Source organism: Fusobacterium ulcerans ATCC 49185, from assembly GCF_900683735.1.
Lineage (GTDB): Bacteria > Fusobacteriota > Fusobacteriia > Fusobacteriales > Fusobacteriaceae > Fusobacterium_A > Fusobacterium_A ulcerans_A.
Genome location: NZ_LR215979.1, coordinates 1,715,734 through 1,738,775, shown reverse-complemented (window position 1 = coordinate 1,738,775; position 23,042 = coordinate 1,715,734). Strand labels below are relative to the sequence as shown.

The following is a 23,042-nucleotide window of genomic DNA, read 5'->3' as shown; positions in this document are numbered from 1 at the left end:
GGGGATACAAATGAAGAAAAAACTTATATACCTATTTATAATTATGTTGCTTTTTACAGGATGTACATATTTTAAAGTAAGGGAGGCTTTTAAAGAGGCTGATAAAGGAGAATATACAAAATCTCTGTATAATCTTGCAGCTATACTAAAAAATAATAGTGAAGATAGAAGAACTCTTGATGCTTTTGAACTTATATATCCAATGGGGGAGAAAGAATATTATGACAAACTTGATATGACAAGAAATAGAGATCTTACAGGATATACAAAAGCCCTTTTAAATCTCTTAAGAGTACAGGAAATATATTATTCTTTGCCTGAGGAAAGTAGAAATTCAATAGCTATTATAACTCCACCATCAGAAGAGAGAAATAAAGTAAGACAAGAAAGTGCAGAGAGCTTCTTCAAATTAGGAAATGGATTTCAAGCTGAAACTATAGAAGATAAACTTAGAAAATTTGGATTTTATTCAGAAGCTAAAAAATATGATATTGATAATAGAAAAGATATAAATAAAAAATATTCAGAAAGTATGGAGGATGCAAGAGTAAGATTTAATCTAGTAGTGAATGTATTAGCTGGAAGAAAAAATTTTAGTGATGATTTTAAAAAGTATACAATCAGCAATATAGGAACTTACCCTCTTTTTACAGTAAATGATAAAAGCAAAGCGAATGTAGATTTAGATATATCATTAAGTAATTTTTATTATTTCCCTCCTTCAGTAAATGTAATAAGTGGAATAGACAGTTATTTTGAAACTAGAATAAGAAGAGTAATGAAAAAAGTGGTCATTACTGAAATGGTAAATGGAAAAGCTGTGGAAAGAGTAAAATATGTTCCAGTAGATGAAGAATATGAAGTTGAAATATTCTATAAATATGAAAAATATATAAAAACAACATATGCAGAATATGATTTAGCTTATATATTGAAAGAGAAAAAGGATAATAGAGTAATAGCAAAAGATAGTAATAGAATAAGATATACAGATGAAGTAGTATGGATGAGATTTTATCCAATAACACATATAAAAGGAGGATATCATAGATTTCCTATAAGTGAAAATGAAAAATATGTATTAGATGAGGCTACTGTTGTAAGAAGAGCAATGTTAAAAGGAACAGATCAAATAAACTCAGAGTTGAAAACACTTGATTCTAATAGAATAATTGGATGGTAAAACTTTGGAGAAAATAAAATAACAGGGGAGGAAAATTTATGTTAGCAAAAGGAATGGAAAGTAGAAATCTAGTGGATAAAGTTTTTAGTGTAGCCAAAAAGGCTAAGGAAGCTGCTGAAAAACTTGGAGATGAGAAAGTAGTAAATGCAACAATAGGGTCACTTTATAATGAAGAGGGGAAATTAGTAGTATTAAAATCAGTAACAGAAACTTACAAAGAACTGCCACCTGAAGAAATAGCAGGATATGCTTCAGCCTTTACAGGAAGTCCTGAATATAAGGAAAGTGTAAAAAGATCTATTTTGGGAGATGACTATAAAGAAGAATTTAAAAATTATTATATGGAGGTAATAGGAACTCCAGGAGGAACAGGAGCAGTAAGTAATAGTGTAAAAAATTATCTCAATGAGGGAGATACTCTTCTTCTTCCAAAATGGTTATGGAGTCCATATATTCTTATGGCTTCTGAAAGAAAGGGAAACTGTGAATATTATACAATATTTGATGAAAATGGAAAGTTTGATCTTAATGATTTTTCAGAAAGAATATTTAAACTTGCAGAAAAACAAGATAATGTAGTAGTTATTATAAATGATCCATGCCAAAATCCTACTGGATATAAATTAACTATAGATGAATGGAAAAATGTTTTAAATATATTTGAAAAAGCAACTGAAAAAGCTAATATAATTTTAATAAATGATATAGCTTATATAGATTTTGATGACAGAAATGAAGAGGAAAAGAAAGAGTACAGAAATCTTTTTAAAAATCTTTCTTCTAAAATTCTTGTGATATTTGCTTTTAGTATTTCTAAGGCATTAACTAGTTATGGCTTGAGAGTAGGAGCACAATTAGCTCTTTCAAGTGATAAAGAAGTAATTAATGAATTTGAAAAAGCTAATTCATATTCTTGTCGTTCAACATGGTCAAATATCTCTAGAGGAGGTATGAAAATGTTCAGCGATATTATACTTGATAAAGAAAAATATAAAGTATTAAAAGAAGAGAGAGAAATGTATAGATTGCTTATTAAAGAAAGAGCAGATATATTTTTAAAAGAAGCAGAAGAATGTGGATTGAAACTTTTACCATATAAAACTGGTTTTTTCTTAACAATACCTATAGGAGAATTGACAGATAAAGTTGCTGAAGTACTGGAGAGAGAAAATATATATACAGTGGTACTGGATGAAGGAATAAGAATTGCTGTCTGTAGTGTAACAAAGAAAAAGATAACAGGACTAGCTGGAAGAATAAAGAAAGCGATAGATAAAGTTTCAAAATAATATTAAATAAAATTTATATTTTATATTGATAAAATATATTTAATGAAGAGTTAACATTTTAAATTTCTATTACAAAGACTATTCAATAATTGGATGATATGTGGTATTATCTTATTATAGAAACATAAATTTGTACCTTTTAAAATACTCAAGGAAGGGTGATAGATAATGAAAGAATTAGATTTAAGAAAAGTGACTGATGAAGTAGAAAGAATGTGTATAGAAGGAAATTACTTTATCGGAAAAGAAGTTTTAGACAAAATTAAAGAAGCTTATGCTAAAGAAGAATCAGAAGTAGGAAAGAATATTCTTGGACAAATCATTGAAAATGATGAAATAGCAGCTAATGAACAAGTACCTATGTGTCAAGACACAGGAATTGTAGTAGTGTTCTTAGAGATAGGAACTGAAGTAAAAATTCCTGGAGACATATATGAAGCTGTTAATGAAGGAATCAGAAGAGGATATGAAAAAGGATATTTGAGAAAATCAGTTGTAAAAGATCCTTTAGACAGAGTAAATACTAAAGATAACTCACCTGCTGTTATTCATACTACTCTTGTTCCTGGATCAGATAAAGTTAAAATAATAGTAGCTCCTAAAGGTGGAGGCTCTGAAAACATGAGTGTTCTAAGAATGTTAAAACCATCTGATGGAATAGAAGGAATCAAAAAATTAGTTATCGAAACTATAAAAAATGCTGGAGGAAATCCATGCCCACCTATTATAGTAGGAATAGGTATAGGAGGAAATTTTGAAAAATGTGCAATTCTTGCTAAAGAAGCACTAATGAGAGATATTAATGATAAGAGCAGCAGCCCTATCAATGCTAAATTAGAAGAAGAGTTACTAGAACTTATAAATAAAACTGGAGTTGGACCACTAGGACTAGGAGGAAGAACTACAGCTTTAGCAGTTAAAGTTGAAACTTATCCATGTCATATAGCAGCTCTTCCAGTTGCTATCAATCTTAACTGCCATGCAGCTAGACATAAAGAAGTAGAATTATAATTTTTAGTTTAAGCTGAACAATAATAAATGTAAGTTTTAGGAGGGATCGATAATGGAATATAAAATCACAACACCATTGAAAGAAGAAGATATAGTAAAATTAAATGCAGGAGATACAGTAAAAATTACTGGAGTTATATATACAGCAAGAGATGCAGCTCATGCTAGACTTGTAAAATTACTAGAAGAAGGAAAGGAACTTCCTATAGATGTAAGAGGACAAGTAATATATTATGTAGGACCTACACCAGCTAAACCAGGAAAACCAATTGGAAGTGCAGGGCCAACTACAAGTTATAGAATGGATGCTTACGCACCTAGACTTATAAAAGAAGGATTAAAAGGAATGATAGGTAAAGGAGCTAGATCAAAAGAAGTTAAAGATGCTATTGTTTCTGAAAAAGCTGTATATTTTGCAGCAGTAGGGGGAGCAGCAGCTCTTATAGCAAAATCTATCAAAAAAGCTGAAATCATTACTTATGAGGATTTAGGGGCTGAAGCACTAAGAAGATTAGAAGTTGTAGATTTCCCAGCAATAGTTATTAATGATATCTATGGAGGAGATCTTTACCAAGAAGGACAACAACAATGGAATGAGTTAGATAAATAGCTCTAAATAAATTAAAAATTAAAGGCTCTCTTTAATAAGGGAGTCTTTTTTAATTTTTAATATACTCTAAAATTTTTTCTATGAAATTTTTCTTTCTTTTAGTTTTTACTCTTTTTTTTATTTCATTTTTTAAATATTTTTTATTTTTATTGTTGGAACATAACATACACATTTTAGCTTTACATATGGAACAATTTTTTTCTATTTTTTCAAGTTTTTCTGTACATTCTTTTAATTTGTCCATTCATATCTCCCAAAATTTTTTCTTTTTTTAATTATACCATAAGAAGTGGTAAAAATTACAACAGACTAAATAAAAATATTATATGAATCAATAAATTTTTTTCAAGTATAAGTAATTTAATAAATAGGTTGAATTTCTTAAATAAATGTAAAAATAAAAAATTTTGAGTATAATATTATCTTTTTTTTAGTACTTTAAAATTTTTTAGATTTTAAGATAATAAAACACAATATCTCTATTGACATTTTGAGAAAAAAAAGGTATCCTTAATTAATAAATATAAAAGGAAAATTTGAATTTAAGAGATATTATAATTTGTTTTTTAGTATATATATTACAAAGTGAAAGTAATAAAAATGGTATATTTAATATATATGCTTTATTGAAAATATAAAACAAAATATAAAACAAAATATAAATTTTGGAGGATGGTATGAAAGAAATAGATTTCATTAGACTTTATTCAAAGAAAAACAAAACTAAAAATCTGAAAATATCAAAACAAAAAATAAAATTGATATGGGAATCCATCTATGAAGCAATAGATACTGATGGAAGTTTGACATTATTAAATATGGGAATGTTTGAAAAAAAGGAATTGAAGGCAAGAAAAATATATATTCCAGTAAATGGAAAAATATCAGTTTCAAAGCCTAAAAGTGTAATAAAATTTAAAGCAGGAAAAGGGTGGATAAAACTGATAAATGAAAGTAGTGATAGATATGAATAAAAAAGATCTTATAGAAATTTATAAAAATAAATCAAATATTGAAAGTACAATAGAAGCTAAGACAGATATTAATGATTTTATAGAAGTTCTAAAGAAAGCTATATTAAAAGATGGGGAAGTAAAGTTTCATGACAATGGAATATTTGAAATTTTAGAAAGAAAACCAAAAATAATATCTAATCCCGCAACAAGAGAATTAATAACAATTCATCCTAAAAAAACAGTGAAATTTAGAATGTCAAAAGGGACAAAAGAATTATTTAACAATAAATAAAAATGTAAGTACATCATTGAAATATGATATATGGTGTACTTTTTTATTTGTATATAAATATAATAAAATTTAGTGAAAATATGTATTAAAATAATATTTTTTATTTTAAATATTAAGATTTGATATTTTTTATTGTCAAAATCTTATTAATATAGTATTATTTTAAGTAAGAGATAAATTCAAGATAGGTGGTCGAAATGAAAATCAGAGAAGTTTTAGAAAGGAATCCTGTTATTCCAGCAGTCAAAAATGATACATATTTAGAAGAAGCTAAAAACAGTAGCAGTGAAATAGTTTTTGTTATAATATCAAATCTTCTTAATGTAACAGATATAGTTGCAGAGTTAAAAAAAGCTGGAAAAATAGTTTTCGTTCATGTGGATATGATTGAAGGATTATCAAGTTCAGCATATGGTGTAGAATATATAATAAAGAATACTGGTCTAGATGGAATAATAACTACTAAACATAATGTTGTAAGTCTTGCAAACAAAAATGAAATTCCTGTAATACAAAGATTTTTTATACTTGATTCATTTTCATTTAAAAATACAATTGCTCATATTCGAGAAAATAAGCCTAGTGCTGTTGAAATTCTACCTGGAATAATGCCTAAGGTAATAAAAAAAATAAAAAATTTATTAAATATTCCAATAATAGCTGGAGGGTTAATTGATGAGAAAGAAGATGTAATTAATGCCTTGAAAGCTGGAGCAGAAGGAATATCTACCACTGATAAGAACTTATGGGAAAGTTAGTGCTGAAATGGTACTTATTGAAAAAAAATAGTTGACAAAGTGTTAAAAATGGAGTAACCTTATATTAAGTTAATAAAGCTTGGAGAAGTGAGAAGCTTAAAATAATTATCTTTCTAAAAAGAAGGGTAAGTATTTTAAGTTTTTTTTATTTCAAGTTTTATTAAATAATTAAATTAACAACAAGGAGGATTTTATGACACCAAGTTCAATGTATCTAGCAGAATTTATTGGAACAGCTTCGTTACTGCTTCTAGGAAATGGAATTAATATGACTCTTAGTTTAAGGAAAAGTTTTGGAAAAGGCGGAGGATGGATGGTAACATGTTTTGGATGGGGACTTGCTGTATCTATGTCAGCATATTTGACTGGATGGGTAAGTGGAGCTCATCTTAATCCAGCATTATCTATATCTCTTGCACTTAGTGGAAGATTGGCACTTAATCTTTTGCCAGGATACATAATTGCTCAGTTATTAGGGGCAATGGCAGGGGCTACGCTAGCTTATCTTACAAATAAAGATCTTATGGATGATGAGCCTGATGCTGGAACTAAATTAGGAGTATTTGCAACTGGACCAGCAATTGAGAACAAACCTTGGAATTTAGTAACAGAAATAGTTGGAACGACTATTCTGGTAGTTGGTATCCTTGCAATAGGATATGGAAGTAATGAAGTTGGGTCAGGAATGGGACCTTTCTTGGTAGGAATGCTTATTTGCGTTATTGGAATGGCAACTGGTGGAGCAACAGGATTTGCTATCAATCCAGCTAGAGATTTAGGACCTAGAATGGCTCATGCTCTTCTCCCTATAAAGGGAAAAGGTGGATCAAATTGGCAATATGCTTGGGTTCCAATTGTAGGACCAATAATTGGTGCAGTTTTAGGAGTATTATTTTTTGATGCTTTTGTTGGTAAATGCATAGCTTGTATAATATAATATAAATGTAGAGAATTTGATTTAGGTATATATTTTATAGGAGGTTATTTCATGGAAAAAAAATATATTGTAGCTTTAGATCAAGGAACAACAAGTTCGAGAGCAGTTGTATTTGATAGTGATCAAAAAATAGTAGGTGTGGCACAAAAAGAATTTACTCAGATATATCCAAAAGAGGGATGGGTAGAACATGATCCAATGGAGATATGGTCAAGTCAGAGCGGAACTCTTGCAGAAGTAATAGCTAAAGAAGGAATATCACAACATGATATAATAGGAATTGGGATAACAAATCAAAGAGAAACTACAATAGTTTGGGATAAAAACACAGGAAAACCTGTATATAATGCAATAGTATGGCAATGTAGAAGAACAGCTAAAATATGTGATGATCTTAGAAAAATTGAAGGACTTGAGGAATATATTAAAGAAAATACAGGATTGGTGCTTGATGCTTATTTTTCTGGAACTAAAATCAAATGGATACTTGATAATGTAGAGGGAGCAAGAGCAAAAGCTGAAAATGGAGAGCTTTTATTTGGAACAGTAGATACATGGCTTATATGGAAACTGACTAATGGAAAAGTACATGCTACTGACTATACAAATGCTTCTAGAACTATGATATACAATATAAAAGAATTGAAATGGGATAAAAAACTTCTGGATATTTTAGGAATTCCTGAATCAATGCTACCAACAGTAAAAGATAGCAGTGGTACATTTGGATATGCAAATCTTGGAGGAGCAGGAGGTCACAGAATACCTATTGCAGGGGTAGCAGGAGACCAGCAGTCAGCTCTTTTTGGACAGGCTTGTTTTGAAAAAGGAGATTCAAAAAATACATATGGAACTGGATGTTTCCTTCTTATGAATACAGGAGAAGAAATGGTAAAAAGTCATAATGGACTTATAACTACTATTGCTATTGGATTTGAAGGAAAAGTTGAATATGCTCTTGAAGGAAGTATATTTATGGGAGGAGCAAGTGTTCAATGGTTAAGGGATGAATTGAAACTTGTAGGAGAGTCAAAGGATACAGAATACTTTGCAAGAAAAGTAAAAGATAATGGTGGAGTATATGTAGTACCAGCATTTGTAGGACTGGGGGCTCCATATTGGGATATGTATGCAAGAGGAGCTATATTAGGACTTACTCGTGGAGCAAATAAAAATCATATAATCAGAGCTACTCTTGAATCTATAGCATATCAAACAAGAGATGTAATAGAAGCTATGCAGGAAGATTCAGGAATTAAGTTAAATCATCTGAAAGTAGATGGAGGAGCAGCAGCTAATAATTTCTTAATGGAGTTTCAAGCTGAAATACTTGGTACATCTGTAAGAAGACCAGTGATACTAGAAACTACAGCTTTAGGAGCAGCTTATCTTGCAGGACTTGCAGTGGGAATTTGGGAATCTAAAGAAGAAATTAAAAAACAATGGATATTAGACGAAGAATTTACTTGTAAAATGCCTGAAGAAGAAAGAGAAAGTAAATATAAAGGATGGAAGAAAGCTGTAGGAAGAGCTATGAAATGGGAGGAAGAAGAATAGCAAAAAGCTTGACAAAATTCTAAAAATGAGAGATAATAGAAAAAAAGAAAATATTGACTAGAGATGATAGTGGGTCAAGCATATAGTGGGAGAAAAATCCTACTTATTTGCTTGACCCTTTTTTCTTAAAAAGATAGGAGGGTACAATGGTAGATGTTGTTGTAATAGGAAGTGGAATAATGGGAGCAGCAGCGGCCCGAGAATTATCTAAATATAATTTGAATATAATAGTTTTGGAGAAAGAGCATGATGTATCTAATGGAACAACAAAGGCTAATTCAGCTATAATTCACGCTGGGTATGATGCACAAAACGGAACACTTATGGCAAAGTATAATGCATTAGGGAATGCTATGTTTGATGACCTTTGTAAAGAAATAGATGCACCTTTCAGAAGATGTGGATCATTTGTTCTTGCTTTCTCAGAGGAGGAAAAAGAACATTTAAAAGTTCTATATGACAGAGGGATCAAAAATGGGATTCCTGGAATCGAGATATTAGAAGGAGTAGAGGTATTAAAAAGAGAGCCTAATATAAATAAAGAAGTAGTTGCAGCTCTTTATGCTCCAACAGCAGGGGTAATAGGTCCTTGGGAATTTACTATAAAATTATTAGAAAATGCTGCTGAAAATGGTGTAGATGTACAAACAGACAGCAAAGTTTTAGATATAAAAAAATTGGAAGAGGGGTATCTTGTAAAACTTGAAGATAGAGAAATACTTACTAAAACTATTATTAATGCCTCAGGGGTATTTGCTGATGAATTAAATGCAGTGATAAGTAATGATCAATTTAAAATAATACCAAGAAAAGGAGAATATTTTCTTTTAGATAAAGTACAGGGAACTCTTACAAACAGTGTAATATTTCAGTGTCCAACTGCCCTAGGAAAAGGTGTATTGGTAGCACAGACTATCCATGGAAATCTTATAACTGGACCTACAGCTTTAGATATAGATGATAAAGAAGATGTATCAAATACTGTAATCGAAATGGACGTTATAAAAAAACAATCTGTAAAGAGTATACCAGAAATAAATTTCAGAGATAATATAAGAAACTTTGCTGGACTTAGAGCAGAAAGTGACAGAGGAGATTTTATAATAGGAGAAGCTCCTGATGCACAAGGATTTTTCAATATTGCTGGAACAAAATCACCAGGATTGTCATCTGCTCCAGCAATAGCATTAGAAATAGCTACACAAGTACTTAATAGATTAGGAGATGTAACCAAAAAAGAAGTATTTAAACAAAACAGACCTCAAATACATTTTATGGAACTTGCACCTGAAGAAAAAGCTAAGGTTATAGCTGAAGATCCTAGATATGGAAGAATAATATGCAGATGTGAAAATATCACTGAAGGAGAGATCATTGATGTTATTCACAGAATGGTAGGAGCTAAGACAGTAGATGGTATTAAAAAGAGATGCAGACCTGGATCAGGAAGATGTCAAGGTGGATTCTGCGGACCTAGAGTACAGGAGATACTGGCAAGAGAGTTGGAAACAGAATTAGATGAAATAGTATTAGATAAAAAAGGTGCATATATTCTGACAGGAAAGACAAAATAGGGAGGAAATGCAGATATGAAATATGATTTAGTTGTAATAGGCGGAGGACCAGGAGGTCTTGCTGCTGCAGTAGAAGCTAGAAAAAATGGAATAGAAAGTATATTAGTTATAGAGAGAGATAAAGAACTTGGAGGGATACTCCAGCAATGCATTCATAATGGATTTGGATTGCATGAATTTAAAGAAGAGCTTACAGGACCTGAATATGCTCAAAGATTTATAGAAAAACTTTATGAAATGAATATTGAATATAAATTAGATACAATGGTACTTGATCTTACAGAAGATAAAAAGATACATGCTATAAATACTAAAGATGGATATATGATAATAGAAGCTAAAGCAGTTATACTTGCTATGGGATGCAGAGAAAGAACAAGAGGAGCTATATCTATACCAGGAGACAGACCATCAGGGATATTTACAGCAGGAGCAGCACAAAGATTTATCAATATGGAAGGATATATGGTAGGGAAAAAAGTACTTATCTTAGGATCTGGGGATATTGGACTTATTATGGCTAGAAGACTTACGCTAGAAGGAGCAGAGGTTAAAGCAGTTGTTGAACTTATGCCTTTCTCAGGTGGATTGACAAGAAATATAGTCCAGTGTCTAGATGATTATGATATTCCATTATATTTAAGTCATACAGTTGTAGATATTATAGGAAAAGAAAGATTAGAAAAGATAATCATAGCAAAAGTAGATGAAAACAGAAGACCAATACCTGGAACTGAAATGGAATATGAATGTGATACACTTCTTCTTTCAGTAGGACTTATTCCAGAAAATGATATTTCAAGAAAAACTGGGTTGGAAATTGACAGAAGAACAAATGGACTTGTAGTAAATGAAATGATGGAAACAAGTGCTGATGGAATCTTTGCTTGTGGAAATGTAGTACATGTTCATGACTTAGTGGATTTCGTAAGTGCAGAAGCTAGAAGGGCTGGAACAGCAGCAGCAAAGTATATAAAAAATGAAGCTAAAACTGGAGAATACAAAGAAATAAAAAATGGAAAAGGGATAGTATATACAGTTCCACAAAAATTTAGAGCTGAAAATGTTGATAAAGCTCTTGAGGTTTTTATGAGAGTAAATAATATATATAAAAATGTAAAACTTGAAGTAAAAGATGAAAACAAAATTCTTATTAGTCTAAAAAAACAACATCTAGCTCCAGGAGAAATGGAAAAAATAATGATACCCAAAAAAATACTTGATACAGCAGAAGGAAAAGAATTGACTGTAGAAATAACAGGTGGTGAACAATAATGAAAAGAAATATGATATGTATAGTTTGTCCTTTGGGATGTCATCTTACAGTGAATACAGATACTCTTGAAGTAACTGGGAATAGCTGTCCAAGAGGAGAAAAATATGGTAAAGAAGAACTTACAGCTCCTAAGAGAGTAATAACATCAACAGTAAAAATAATAGGGGGAATTCACAATAGAGTTCCTGTGAAAACTAATGATTCTATTCCAAAAGAATTGAATTTTAAATGTATGGAACTTTTAAAAGATGTGGAATTAAAATCTCCAGTAAAAAAGGGAGATGTTGTTATAAAGAATATATTTGATACAGGTGTAGATGTAGTAGTAACAAGAGATATGTAAAAATACTAATATTGAGTGATTAAAGACCAGTTTATAAAATAATAAACTGGTCTTTTTATATTTATAAAAAATTAATATCATTTTAATATCTTTAATTGTATCAAATTAATACTGGATAAAAATTATATATTTAAAACAAAACGATTATATGATATAATTTTCTTAAAAACTATCTTTTTGTTCTCTTTTTAAACGAATTTTATTATGGATTAAGAAGGTTATAATTTCGTAATATAGAATATAAAAGATTTTTTTGTATGTCTGAAACTTCAAAACTATTATAAAAAAAGGAGGGAAAGAGGTCATTGTAAATGTAATTTTTAATTAATTCTAAATAGTTTATTTAAACAAAAAATATAAGAGTAGTATCTAGGAACCAAAGTATAAATATATACCTGATAATACTAGAAGAAATTACTAAAAATTTAACTTGGGGAGGATATCTATGAAAAAAAATGAGATTGAGAAATCTCTAAAAAGATTTTTAAAAAGAAAAGTCAGTTATTCAATTTCACTTTTGGTAGCATTTATGATAACAGGCGGAATAGCTGCAGGAGCAGGAATAACAGCAGAAGAGATTCATGAAACAAAAGAAGAGCTGCTGACAAAGATTCAGAGGGAGAGAGAAGAGATAAAACAGAAATTGCTGGAGAATGATTCTAAATTGAAAGCATTGAATCTGGATTCAAGAATCCTTTTAAAAGAAGCAGATTTTTATTCAAAACCAGTAGAGCCAGCTTATGGTTTTACAATGATAGGAGGATTTAAAAAAGCTGATAGTGTAGGGAAAGACTGGAAAGGGAGTGTAAGAGGAGATACTCCAATGGATAAAATGAGAAAAAGATTTAATGAGGTACATGGAAACTCTACAGAAAATGGAGAAAAGGGAACACTTTTGGAAGCAGCCCAATATACACATAATAATAGAGCAGGAGGATATGCATCAAGTGGCTGGATAAATATGAATGGAAATTATCATTTAAATACTAATGTATATGATGCAGAGGCAAAATTATTTATTCTTCCAGTAGTAAAGGCACCAGTAGTAATAGAACCTACAATACCAAATGTATCATTTACAGTACCAACAGCTCCAACAGTAATACCAGTGACATCACCAGCAATAGCATCAATAACAGTAGGAGCAGTAAATGTAACAGCTCCAACAGTAGTAACCCCAACAGTGACACTGCCGACAACTCCAGCAGCACCAGGAGATATAACAGTAACAGTAAATGAACCAAATATAAATGTGAACATAGGGGCAATAAATGTAGCAGGACCAGGAGCATTAAATATTCCAACTTTATCAACTCCAAGTTTGAGTATATCAGTTCCATTAAATCTACCACCTAGAGTAGAGGATCCTAATCCAGTAGTAACAGTCCCAACAGCTCCTCCAGTTCCAACTTTTACTGCATTTACTCGTGGAAGAGGAGACTGGATGGGAGGGTTTACTTTTATTCAGGGAAGAATGGACTGGAATAGAAGTATATATGCATGGGAACAAGGAAGTCCCAGACCTAGTTTGCGTGGAGTGAATAGCCAGCCTATGTTTAATGTAGGAGGAATAATATCGGGAAAAGGAAAGGCAAGCACAAGTAAAATAACAGCATATACAGCTTCAAATGGGGTTGTAACTAATAGTTATACAGATATAAAAGCTTCGGTTACAGTTTCAGGAGGAAATCCAAATAATCAATATGGGGCAATTCCATATCCAACATTTGAAACAAGTATTGGAGCCATTCCAGGAATGACAGCAAATACATACTATAGTGCTGTAGATACTGGAGCATTACCAACAAATTTACCAAGTGGAATTACAAATAATGGAACTACAAGTAATCCAAATTCAATACGTTATCAACAATCATGGATATTTCAAGGAGCACCAACAGTCCAAGATATGGCAATAAAAATAGGAGGTTCTCCAACATACTCTACAGCAGTATTTGCACAAACTGGTGGAATTGTAATGAATAGAGTAGCCTTAGAATTAGCAGGAAGAACAATAATAGGTCAGTTAAGCACAGCAAATGTGTATAATGTAAAATTTACTGATGTAGATATAAACATAACAGGAAATGAAAATAGTATTCTTACAACACAAGTATTTCCAAATACTCATGTTTATTGGGCTTCAACAAATGCCAGTTTAAGCACAGTATGGGGAAGAAGTTTAACAGATAATATTGCAAGTACAACTGCTGTTGATTTTGGGGGAACTAAATTAGCTTCTAGCACTAGTAAAAATACAATTTTTTATATAGCAGCTTCTTCAATGCATAGATGGAATGGCTATTCAAACATGGTACCATTACCTGGTCAAAGTACACCTGCATATGATGAAAACTCAGAATCATATTTTATATATGCCCCTGTATTTGGCAATATGAAAGTACAAAATACAGGAGGAAATGTTACTTATACAGGAAGTGGAAATGTTGGTGTATGGGTGGCAGGATATGTACCTGATAGAACAAAATGGGTAGTTGGAAGTTCTCTGGCTCCTTCATTGGATCTGGGAACTATCTATTTACAAGGGGATAAAAATGTGGGGTATTATCTTGCAGGAAGTGATGCAAGACCTGATGCTAATGGAGTGTTTCAAGGAAATGTAGCAGTAGATACTAAAATAGGAACAGATCTAGATGGAAGCAGTGGAAACTCTCAAGTAGGTACTGGAAATATTGCTGGAAATGATAATAGTAAAAGTGAAGATAATGTTGCTATTTATATAGCATCTGGACAAAGAAGTGAAATGAATAATTTAATAAATGGTTATAAGCAATATTTTCCTGCAACTTTAGGATTCCAAGTAAATACAGTATCAACTCCAAGCCTTGTAGGTATTGCAAATGGATCAGAAATAGGATATCCTTATTTAAATGCTGATCCTATAAAAAACCTTACAGTTTCTAATTTCAAAATTGAATTAGGTAAATATTCAAAAAGAGGAATTGGAATGATTGCTAAAAATGGAAGTGTAGTGGATGTTAATATCGGAACAACAATTTCTGACAATGCTGGAACTGGAATTGACAGAGCAACAGAAAGTATATTGTTTTATGCTGAAGGAGTGTGGCAAAATCCTAGAAAAGCATTAACTGGGGGAATATATGATAAAGAGGCCTATGGAAGAGGAGAAAGTATAACAGGAAAAAAATATATTTCTAATTTTAATTCAACTATTAATGTAAATAATAATATAGTAATGAATAGTTATAATTCAATTGCTCTATTTGCAAAAAGCGGAGCAAAAATAACAGGAAAAGATATAACTATGAATGGATATGGTTCTAAAGGTGTTTTTGCACATGGAGTATATAATTATGCAGCAGGAACTATAGTAGATTCAAATGGGGCAAGTGCCAATGTTCAGCCTGACACAACTATTACAGTAGATAATATTACTGCTAAAGCAAATGGAATCGTTTCTGCTGATAAAAATAATAATATAGGAGCAGCTGCCATATCAGGAGAAGGAGCTTCAAAAGGACTAGGAAATACCAATGTAATGGTAACAGGAAAAGTAGATGTTACAGGTTTAGGAGCTTTTGCAAGAGGAGATAAAGCAACTGTTACTATATCAGGAGCAGGTAGTAATATTGTAAGTGGAGATAATGGGGCATTAGTTGCAAAAGAAGGTGGAAAAATAAATTTTGGTGGTGGAACTATAGAGCATGAAGTAGAAAATAAACTTGCTTTTTTCTCTGAAAAAATAGGGGCCCAAGTTTCCAATATAAATTTTACAAATAATACAACTCTAAATATAAGTAAAGGTGTAGTTTTCTATGGAGATTCAAATGATTATTCAACAGTAGGAAAGATTGGAGCAGAAACAGGAAGATATACAGGAATGGGAAAGTTGACAGTAAATTTAACTGGTCATGGAGTAAATCTTGGTGTATTTAGAAATATTGATGTAACATGGGATGGATCAGCAACATATGTAAATGGCTTGAAAACTATTCCTAAAGTTGCAGCTATAAATACAGGAACATATTGGTATAAAAGTAGTTTAGATGGAGGGAAAATTTCAATTCAAACTAATGTAAATAGAGATAATATATCAAGTGGAGGAACTTCAGGAGATGGATTTAATGACATAATTATGGAGAGAAAAGAAGTTACTTTAGAATCTGGATATACAATAACTTCTGCTAATGGAAATAGTATGTTGTTAGGATCAAATTCAACAGCAGCATTGAATACTGAATCTGGTTATACAATAAAAGGAATTATTGATATCAGTAATACATTAGGAAGTTCAACAACAGCAGCATATACAAGTTTTGGATATATTGATGTTGATACTTCAGGAGAGCTTAAGGTTTCAGAGGGAATTGGAGCTTATGGTGTTAATGGAAGTAAAATGATAAATAATGGAATAATAGAAGTTACAAACTCAAATAATATAAATTCTGGAATAGGAATGGCTATACTTGCAACAAATGCTTCTGGAACTCAAGATACCTATGGAAAGAATACAGGGAAAGCTGGACTATGGGGAGAAGTTATTAATAAAGGAATTATTGATATAACTGGTACTCATGGAATAGGTATCTATATGGAAAATAATCATAATAGTGCACTTAAGACCCAAATGGCTATATATAATGAAGCTCCTATTACATTGGGAGGTAATGGAAAAGGTATTGTAATAAGAAGCACTAATACAACTGGAGCTGGAGGAACTCTTACTTTGAAAGATTCTGGAAGCGGAAAAGATATCAAAGTTGGTAAAAATGGAATAGGTATCTATGCTCAAGGTTCAGATGTAAAAATGGATGGAAATTATGGAATAGAAATCCAAGAGGGAGGAGTAGCGCTCCAATCAGAAGGAAATAGTATAATATCTCGCACTAATGCAGCAGATAAACTTACAGTGGACTATGCAGGAACTTCTGGAACAGGGAACACAGCTATCGGAATAGCTTTTAAAGGAGTGACAGGAAATACATTTAATAATAATATGAATATGGATGTATTGAATACTAATGGTGCAGAAACTATAGTAGGTATCTATGGATCAGGAGCAGGAACTCTTACTAATAGTGGAAATATAACAGCAGAATCTACAGGTTCTTATGGAATAATTTCAGAGGGAGTAGATGTAGTAAATACAGGACTAATAACAGTTGGAGATAGTGGACTGCCAGTAAGTAGCGCAATAGGAATTTATGTAAAAGATGCTTCTGTAGATGCAGTTGGAAAAGATATTGTGATACAAGGAAATGGAGACAGCTCAACAAGTACACACCCTATAGGAATATATGCAAAGAGTAGTATTGCAGGGAACAGAGAAATAAAAGTTACTAATGGAGCATCACCAATGAGTATTGCAGGAAAAGCTGGAATAGGAATATATGTAGAGGATACTGTTGGAACAGCTTTGAAATTAAATAATTCATCAAATATAGTTTTAGGAGATTCATCAGCAGTAGCAGACAGAAGATTTGGAATATTTATGACAAATGCTAAAAATACTGCAAATGAAACAAGTGGAATAATAACTGTAGGAGAAAATAATATAGGTATCTACAGTAAAGATTCTATACTTAAAAACAGTGGAACAATAAATGTGACACATAATGCATCTGGAACAGAAAATATAGGGATACATAATGTAACAGATAATGAAAACTTTACATTTAGTAATTCTGGAACAATAAATGTAAATGGAGTATCAAATATAGGTATCTCTGCTAAAACAACAGGAACTCACCAAGGTTCAATAGAACTAAGTGGAGGAACATTAAATGTAACAGCAGCAAGTCTTGCTGATGGAGATATTCCATTAGGAATATATGCATCAGGAAATAATATAACAATATCTTCAACAGCTTCAAGTAATATAACTGCAGATCCTAATGCTGTTGGAATATACATAGATGGAGATAATACTTCAAAAACAAGTGGATTAATAAACCTTTCTCTTTCATCTGATACAGGTGGTAAGATGGGAATAGGAGCCTACTATAAAGGTGGCGCTTTTGCAGATGCGGGAACAATAAAACTAAACAGTACATCTACAGCGCTAAGTGGATCAGATCCAGTAAGACCTATTGGGTTATACTATGGAACAGGTTCTACACAAAATAAAACTGATATAGAAATTATATCAGGAAGCAATGAAATTATAGGAATGTATGGTTCAACTTTAGCACCATTTACTAACAGTGGAAATATAACATTGAATGCTAAAGGAATAGGGGCATACTTCATAGATACAGATGTAACAAATAGTGGAAATGTAACAGTAAATGCCAATGATGGATATGGAATGTACTTCAAAGGGGGAGATTCTTCATCAACAGGAACTATAACAGCCACAGGAAGTAATTCTGCTGGAGTTATTGTAACTCAGGCAGGAGCTGAGTTTACAAATAGTATAGGAGGAATAATAAATTCTGGAGGAACATCATCAATTGGTGTCTATGCAGAAAACGGAACAACATTTACAAATGCAGGAACTCTGAATTCTACTCTTGCAGGAGGAAGTATAGGAGCCTTTGCTAAAGGTTCTACAATAGAAAATACAGGAACAATTGGGTCACATAATCTTGGACTATATGGAAAAGATGCTTCAACTATTAACTATACATCTGGAACAATGACTATTAACAGTGGAGTAGGAATACTTGTTGATGGACTGACATCAACTGTTAATCTTAATGGTGGAACTATAACAGGAACTGCTAATAATACTACATCAGTAGTGGGAAAAAATACTGGAATAGTAAATCTAAATGGAACAAATATATCTCAGAGTGGTTCTGGAACAGTAGGAATAGTTATAGAGAATGGAAGTTCAACTCTAACAAGTGGAAATATATCTGTAGGAGCTGGAGGAACTGGAGTATATGCAAAAAACAGTGCAATAACTTTATCTGGATATAGTGGAAATATCACTATGGGAAATCAGGGAATAGCTATGTATTCTGAGGATTCAGCGCTGTCTTCAGGAACATTGAATGTAAACTATACTAATACTGCTAAAGGAGTAGGTATATACTATGAAGGAACAAATCCAGTAACAAATAACATAACAATAAATCATACAGGAGATAATCTTGTAAGTATATTTGCTGATGGAATCTCTCTTACAAATACAGCAGCTCAAACTATCAATGCTGATGGAATTGGAATATATGGAGACAATGGAGCAGCAGTTTCTAATCAAGGAACACTGACTTTATCTGGAGATGATACAATAGGTATCTATTTAGATGGAGCAAGTTCTACAGTAACAGATATGGGAACTATAATAGGAACTCCATCAACAGTTGGTAATAAGATAGGAGTTTATGTAAATAGTGGAGATATAATAGGAAATACAGCATATAACTTTGATATTGATGGAGGAATAGGAATCTATCTGAAAAACAATGACATAAGCTATACAGGAACTATGACTGTAACAGGAGATTCTACAATAGCAAACAGAACAATAGGTATATATGTAGATCCAGGTATAACAGGGACTCTTGGAGCAAAAATAAATGTAACAGGAGAAGATGCATTAGGTATATATCTTGCTGAAAACATGGGAGTAGCAGCAAATATAACGTATAATGGAGAACTTAATATTACATCTTCAAGTACAGCAAACAAAGGAATAGGGGCTTTACTTGAACAGGGAAGCACATTCACTTTAGGTGCTGGAGGAAAAGTAGATATAGGTGGAACAAATAACATGGGATTCTATGTTAAAAATGGAGCTAACCTTAATGTATCAGGAGGAACAGTAACAAATACAGCAGCAGGTATTTTTGCATACTTAGATAATGGAAATCTTCATTTTACATCGGGAACTCCTGTAAATATTAATTTTGCCAATGTAATAGTATCAGGAGTAGCAGGGAATATACTTAATGATACTGCTATAACTGTAGGAACAAGTGGACTGCAAGGAGATAGTGGAGCAACAATAACTAACTCTAACCTAGGAACTATCAATGGAAATGTAGTAAATGCAAAGGCTATGGTAGGAACAGGAGTGGGAACTACTCTTGTAAATGCAGGAACAATAAATCTTACAGGGGATACATCAATAGGAATGTATACTGAAGATTTTGCTGTTGGAACATCAACAGGACATGTATCAGTAGGGGATAAGTCAGCAGCATACTATGTTGGAACTGATGGAACTATGAATATAAGCGGAACAGCTTCAGTAGGAGAAGACTCGACTTTACTATTTGGCGCAGGAGGAACAATCAACTATACAGGTGCTGATATAGTTATGAGCAATAAAAGTATAGCTCTTACACTTTCTGATTCAGCTGCTTCAGTAGATTTCAACACTAGAGAAGTTACAACAGGAACAGAGGGAACGGGAATATTCCTTACAGGAACAGGAGATATTTCTAAAGTGACAAATCTTGCTAAATTAAATGTACATAATAAAGCAACAGGAATATTTATGGATAATAATGTAGCATTGAATACAGGAATGGCTATAAATATCATAGGAACAGAAGCTATAGGAGTATTTACTACAAATAATGGTAATATAAATTATTCTGGAAATATGAGTTCCTCAACTATAAAAAATAAAGGAATAATCAATACAGGAACAGGAACTACTGTAAATAGTGGAACTATTCAACTTACAGGAGATTCTAGTATAGGTATGTATGGTGAGAATGGAACTATGATAAACAACTCATCAATAGAAGTAGGAAATGGAGCATATACAGGACTGATACTTAATTCAGCAGTAGCTATGTATGGTAAAAATGTAACTTCTGTATCAAACAATGGAAATATAAAAATAGGAAAAGATGCAGTAGGTATATTTGGAGAAAATACTGTTGTAACAAACAGTAATTCTATTCAAAGTACAGGAGCAAAGAGTACAGGAATTTATGGACTTCAGGGAAGTGCTTCAAATACTGGAAGTATAGTGTTAGGAGATAGCTCTAATGGTATATTTGTAAAAAATGGAACTACAATAACAAATACAGGAAATATAACAGTGGGAAATACTAATTCAGCTGGAATCTATGGAGCAGGAACTACTTCAGTAGATCATAACAGTGGAACAATAACTGCTGGAAAAGAATCTGTTGGAATAGCTACGGAAAATGGAAACATAACAGTAGCAAATGGCACTGTTATCAATGTAGGAACAGATTCATCATATATATATTCTGCTTCAGGAACAGGAACAAATAATACTAATCTGTCATTAAGCGATCATAGTATAGGGATGTATACAAAATCAGGAACTATGATAAATAATGCTAATATAATAGTAGGTAAATCAACTGTAGTATCAGGACTACCTCCAAAGATTTCAGTAGGAATGGCAGCAGAATCAGGAACTGTGGAAAATTCTTCTTTGGGATATATACATGTACCTGATAATCATGGAGTAGGAATGGTAGCAAATGATCTAGGACATGGAATAAACAGAGGAACTATTCGAGTAGATGGAAATCTTGCTTATGGAATGCAGGCAACTAAAGGGTCAACATTGGAAAACCATGGAGCAATTATAGTAGATGGAGCAAATTCAAGAGGAATGGCAGCTACTGATTATTCAATAGTAAGAAATCATACTACAGGAACTATTACAGTAAATGGAGCAGACAGTGAAGGAATTTATGTAGACTATGGAGCAACTGCTGAAAACTATGGAACAATAAATGTAAATGGAGCAGGAAGAACAGGAATATATTTAGGTACTGATGGAGTTCTTCTTAATAAAGGAACAATAAATCTATCAGGAGAAGCAGATGGAGTTATAACAGGTAGTGGAAGTCTGACAAATGTAGGAGATATAACTATCAATGGACCAACAGCTTCAATAGATGGAATAACTATTACAAATACAGGAACAATAACAGTAAATGGAGCTCTTGATTTTGGAACTATAACTTTAGGAAGTACAGCAGGACATATAGGAACAATAAATGCTGATTCATTTAATAAAGGACAGTTTATAGTTCTTCCAAATGTAACTCAGGGAAGCAATCATGATATGTATACAGTACAATATCTAAATGGAATTACAAATGTACCAAATCATGGATCTATAACAGCAATATCTCATTCAGTTTCATTTATAGCAGATGTACAAAAAGATGATACTGATCCTAATTTAATAAGAGTAGTATTGGTAAGAATACCATATAAGAAACTTCTTGCTGGAACAGATGCTATAGAGTTTGGAAAAGGACTGGATGAAATTTTTGCAGGAGCGGCAGATAAAGAACTTGAAATGTTTGATGCATTAAAAAATATATCAGATAAAGATGAATTGGGAGCTACATTTGATAATGAGCTTAGAGGAAATGTATATGCAAATATCCAAACTAGAATGCTGGATATTAATGAAGTATTTACTACATCATATGAAAATCTGAGAAACAACAGACTTTATTCAAGAGAAACTCTTAAAATAGGAGCTATCATGACTGGAGGAGAAACAAAGAGCAGAAGAGCAGGGGTTGAAGATTATGAATCTAAATCTCTTGGAACAATGATATTAAAAGAGTATGATCATATGAAATATGGAAGAGTATCTAACTGGAGTGTAGGATTTACACAGACTAAATTTGATTTTGATCCTGGATCAAAAGAAACAGTTTACTCACTGAATGCAGGAGTAGGATTTGAAGACTACATAAAAGACAGCAAGAATCTGAAATACTACACAAGAGGAGAGATAAGTGTAAATCATCATGAAACAGACAGAAAGATACACTTAAGCAGTGGAACATATGAGAATACAGGAAAATTCTGGTCAGGAACAGTAGAATGGAAAAATAAACTAAGATATGATATTCCATTGGATAGTGAAAAGATAAATATAGGATTATTTGGAACATTCAACTTAGGATATGGAAAGTTTGAAGATTTCAAAGAAAGTGGAGATGGAATAGAACTGGATATAGAATCAAAAGATATGTACATAGTAAGACCAGGAGTAGGAGCAGATATAGCTTTCAACAAATATGCGCAGTCAGGAAAATATAGTCTGATAGGAAAGGCAACAGCAGAGTATGAACTGGGGAAAGTATATGATGGAGCAAATAAGGCGAAAATTAAAAATACAGATGCAGGATACTATGACTTGGAAAAACCTAAGAAAGTAAAAGATATAATAAAAATAGGTGCAGAGCTGAAATATGAGACAAGAGAAGGACACAGCATAGGATTTGAAGTAACAAGACAAGAAGGAAGTGTAGATGCAACTAGATATGGAGTAAATCTAATGTATAGATTCTAAAAAACAGGGAG

Annotated in this window: 14 protein-coding genes; 13 read left to right on the top strand and 1 reads right to left on the bottom strand. The window is 32.0% G+C overall.

Features of this window, described 5'->3' with window-relative positions; all coding sequences use genetic code 11:
- The first annotated feature begins 10 nt into the window (after nucleotides 1–10).
- The 4 genes from E0E45_RS07810 to E0E45_RS07795 all read left to right on the top strand — a co-directional run bounded on the left by E0E45_RS07810 (nucleotide 11) and on the right by E0E45_RS07795 (nucleotide 4,093).
- Nucleotides 11–1,183, top strand: coding sequence for a hypothetical protein (locus E0E45_RS07810; protein ID WP_130890651.1), 1,173 nt, complete (start codon nucleotides 11–13; stop codon nucleotides 1,181–1,183).
- A gap of 38 nt (nucleotides 1,184–1,221) precedes the next feature.
- Nucleotides 1,222–2,472: a pyridoxal phosphate-dependent aminotransferase gene (locus E0E45_RS07805; protein WP_130890650.1), complete on the top strand. Its 1,251-nt coding sequence runs from the start codon at nucleotides 1,222–1,224 to the stop codon at nucleotides 2,470–2,472.
- Between the two features lie 168 nt (nucleotides 2,473–2,640).
- On the top strand, nucleotides 2,641–3,483 hold the full coding sequence (locus tag E0E45_RS07800) for a fumarate hydratase (RefSeq protein WP_130890649.1): 843 nt from the start codon (nucleotides 2,641–2,643) through the stop codon (nucleotides 3,481–3,483).
- A 52-nt stretch (nucleotides 3,484–3,535) separates the two neighbouring features.
- The gene (locus E0E45_RS07795) at nucleotides 3,536–4,093 is read left to right on the top strand and encodes a Fe-S-containing hydro-lyase (protein WP_130890648.1); all 558 of its coding nucleotides are present in this window, start codon (nucleotides 3,536–3,538) and stop codon (nucleotides 4,091–4,093) included.
- Nucleotides 4,094–4,142: 49 nt separating this feature from the next.
- Here the strand turns inward: E0E45_RS07795 and E0E45_RS07790 are convergent, their stop codons facing one another.
- The gene (locus tag E0E45_RS07790; RefSeq protein WP_130890647.1) at nucleotides 4,143–4,337 is read right to left on the bottom strand and encodes a hypothetical protein; all 195 of its coding nucleotides are present in this window, start codon (nucleotides 4,335–4,337) and stop codon (nucleotides 4,143–4,145) included.
- 433 nt (nucleotides 4,338–4,770) lie between these two features.
- Here E0E45_RS07790 and E0E45_RS07785 point away from each other — a divergent pair, with 433 nt between their 5' ends.
- The 9 genes from E0E45_RS07785 to E0E45_RS07745 all read left to right on the top strand — a co-directional run bounded on the left by E0E45_RS07785 (nucleotide 4,771) and on the right by E0E45_RS07745 (nucleotide 23,031).
- Entirely contained in the window at nucleotides 4,771–5,067 is a 297-nt protein-coding gene (locus tag E0E45_RS07785) for an HU family DNA-binding protein (protein ID WP_130890646.1), read from the top strand.
- Complete coding sequence (locus E0E45_RS07780) at nucleotides 5,060–5,341, top strand: HU family DNA-binding protein (protein ID WP_130892331.1); 282 nt, start codon at nucleotides 5,060–5,062, stop codon at nucleotides 5,339–5,341. Before E0E45_RS07785 ends, E0E45_RS07780 begins: the two co-directional genes overlap by 8 nt.
- Nucleotides 5,342–5,538: 197 nt before the next feature.
- Entirely contained in the window at nucleotides 5,539–6,099 is a 561-nt protein-coding gene (locus tag E0E45_RS07775; RefSeq protein WP_130890645.1) for a glycerol-3-phosphate responsive antiterminator, read from the top strand.
- Between the two features lie 193 nt (nucleotides 6,100–6,292).
- Nucleotides 6,293–7,036, top strand: a complete 744-nt coding sequence (locus E0E45_RS07770; RefSeq protein ID WP_130890644.1) for an MIP/aquaporin family protein — start codon at nucleotides 6,293–6,295, stop codon at nucleotides 7,034–7,036.
- 51 nt (nucleotides 7,037–7,087) lie between these two features.
- Entirely contained in the window at nucleotides 7,088–8,593 is a 1,506-nt protein-coding gene (glpK, locus tag E0E45_RS07765) for a glycerol kinase GlpK (RefSeq protein WP_130890643.1), read from the top strand.
- A 146-nt stretch (nucleotides 8,594–8,739) separates the two neighbouring features.
- Complete coding sequence (locus tag E0E45_RS07760; RefSeq protein WP_130890642.1) at nucleotides 8,740–10,167, top strand: NAD(P)/FAD-dependent oxidoreductase; 1,428 nt, start codon at nucleotides 8,740–8,742, stop codon at nucleotides 10,165–10,167.
- A gap of 15 nt (nucleotides 10,168–10,182) precedes the next feature.
- Complete coding sequence (locus E0E45_RS07755; protein ID WP_130890641.1) at nucleotides 10,183–11,442, top strand: NAD(P)/FAD-dependent oxidoreductase; 1,260 nt, start codon at nucleotides 10,183–10,185, stop codon at nucleotides 11,440–11,442.
- Nucleotides 11,442–11,786 (top strand): DUF1667 domain-containing protein, encoded by a 345-nt coding sequence (locus E0E45_RS07750; RefSeq protein WP_130890640.1) that lies wholly within the window; start codon nucleotides 11,442–11,444, stop codon nucleotides 11,784–11,786. Before E0E45_RS07755 ends, E0E45_RS07750 begins: the two co-directional genes overlap by 1 nt.
- Before the next feature lie 445 nt (nucleotides 11,787–12,231).
- Nucleotides 12,232–23,031, top strand: a complete 10,800-nt coding sequence (locus tag E0E45_RS07745; RefSeq protein ID WP_130890639.1) for an autotransporter-associated N-terminal domain-containing protein — start codon at nucleotides 12,232–12,234, stop codon at nucleotides 23,029–23,031.
- Nucleotides 23,032–23,042: the final 11 nt, after the last annotated feature.

What these genes read in the sequence shown, in the direction of transcription:
- E0E45_RS07775 (WP_130890645.1), top strand. Translation starts at nt 5,539, where the DNA reads ATGAAAATCAGAGAAGTTTTAGAAAGGAATCCTGTTATTCCAGCAGTC.
- E0E45_RS07805 (WP_130890650.1), top strand. Translation starts at nt 1,222, where the DNA reads ATGTTAGCAAAAGGAATGGAAAGTAGAAATCTAGTGGATAAAGTTTTT.
- E0E45_RS07750 (WP_130890640.1), top strand. Translation starts at nt 11,442, where the DNA reads ATGAAAAGAAATATGATATGTATAGTTTGTCCTTTGGGATGTCATCTT.
- E0E45_RS07790 (WP_130890647.1), bottom strand. Translation starts at nt 4,337, where the DNA reads ATGGACAAATTAAAAGAATGTACAGAAAAACTTGAAAAAATAGAAAAA.
- E0E45_RS07800 (WP_130890649.1), top strand. Translation starts at nt 2,641, where the DNA reads ATGAAAGAATTAGATTTAAGAAAAGTGACTGATGAAGTAGAAAGAATG.
- E0E45_RS07760 (WP_130890642.1), top strand. Translation starts at nt 8,740, where the DNA reads ATGGTAGATGTTGTTGTAATAGGAAGTGGAATAATGGGAGCAGCAGCG.
- E0E45_RS07785 (WP_130890646.1), top strand. Translation starts at nt 4,771, where the DNA reads ATGAAAGAAATAGATTTCATTAGACTTTATTCAAAGAAAAACAAAACT.
- E0E45_RS07745 (WP_130890639.1), top strand. Translation starts at nt 12,232, where the DNA reads ATGAAAAAAAATGAGATTGAGAAATCTCTAAAAAGATTTTTAAAAAGA.
- E0E45_RS07780 (WP_130892331.1), top strand. Translation starts at nt 5,060, where the DNA reads ATGAATAAAAAAGATCTTATAGAAATTTATAAAAATAAATCAAATATT.
- E0E45_RS07770 (WP_130890644.1), top strand. Translation starts at nt 6,293, where the DNA reads ATGACACCAAGTTCAATGTATCTAGCAGAATTTATTGGAACAGCTTCG.
- glpK (WP_130890643.1), top strand. Translation starts at nt 7,088, where the DNA reads ATGGAAAAAAAATATATTGTAGCTTTAGATCAAGGAACAACAAGTTCG.
- E0E45_RS07755 (WP_130890641.1), top strand. Translation starts at nt 10,183, where the DNA reads ATGAAATATGATTTAGTTGTAATAGGCGGAGGACCAGGAGGTCTTGCT.
- E0E45_RS07810 (WP_130890651.1), top strand. Translation starts at nt 11, where the DNA reads ATGAAGAAAAAACTTATATACCTATTTATAATTATGTTGCTTTTTACA.
- E0E45_RS07795 (WP_130890648.1), top strand. Translation starts at nt 3,536, where the DNA reads ATGGAATATAAAATCACAACACCATTGAAAGAAGAAGATATAGTAAAA.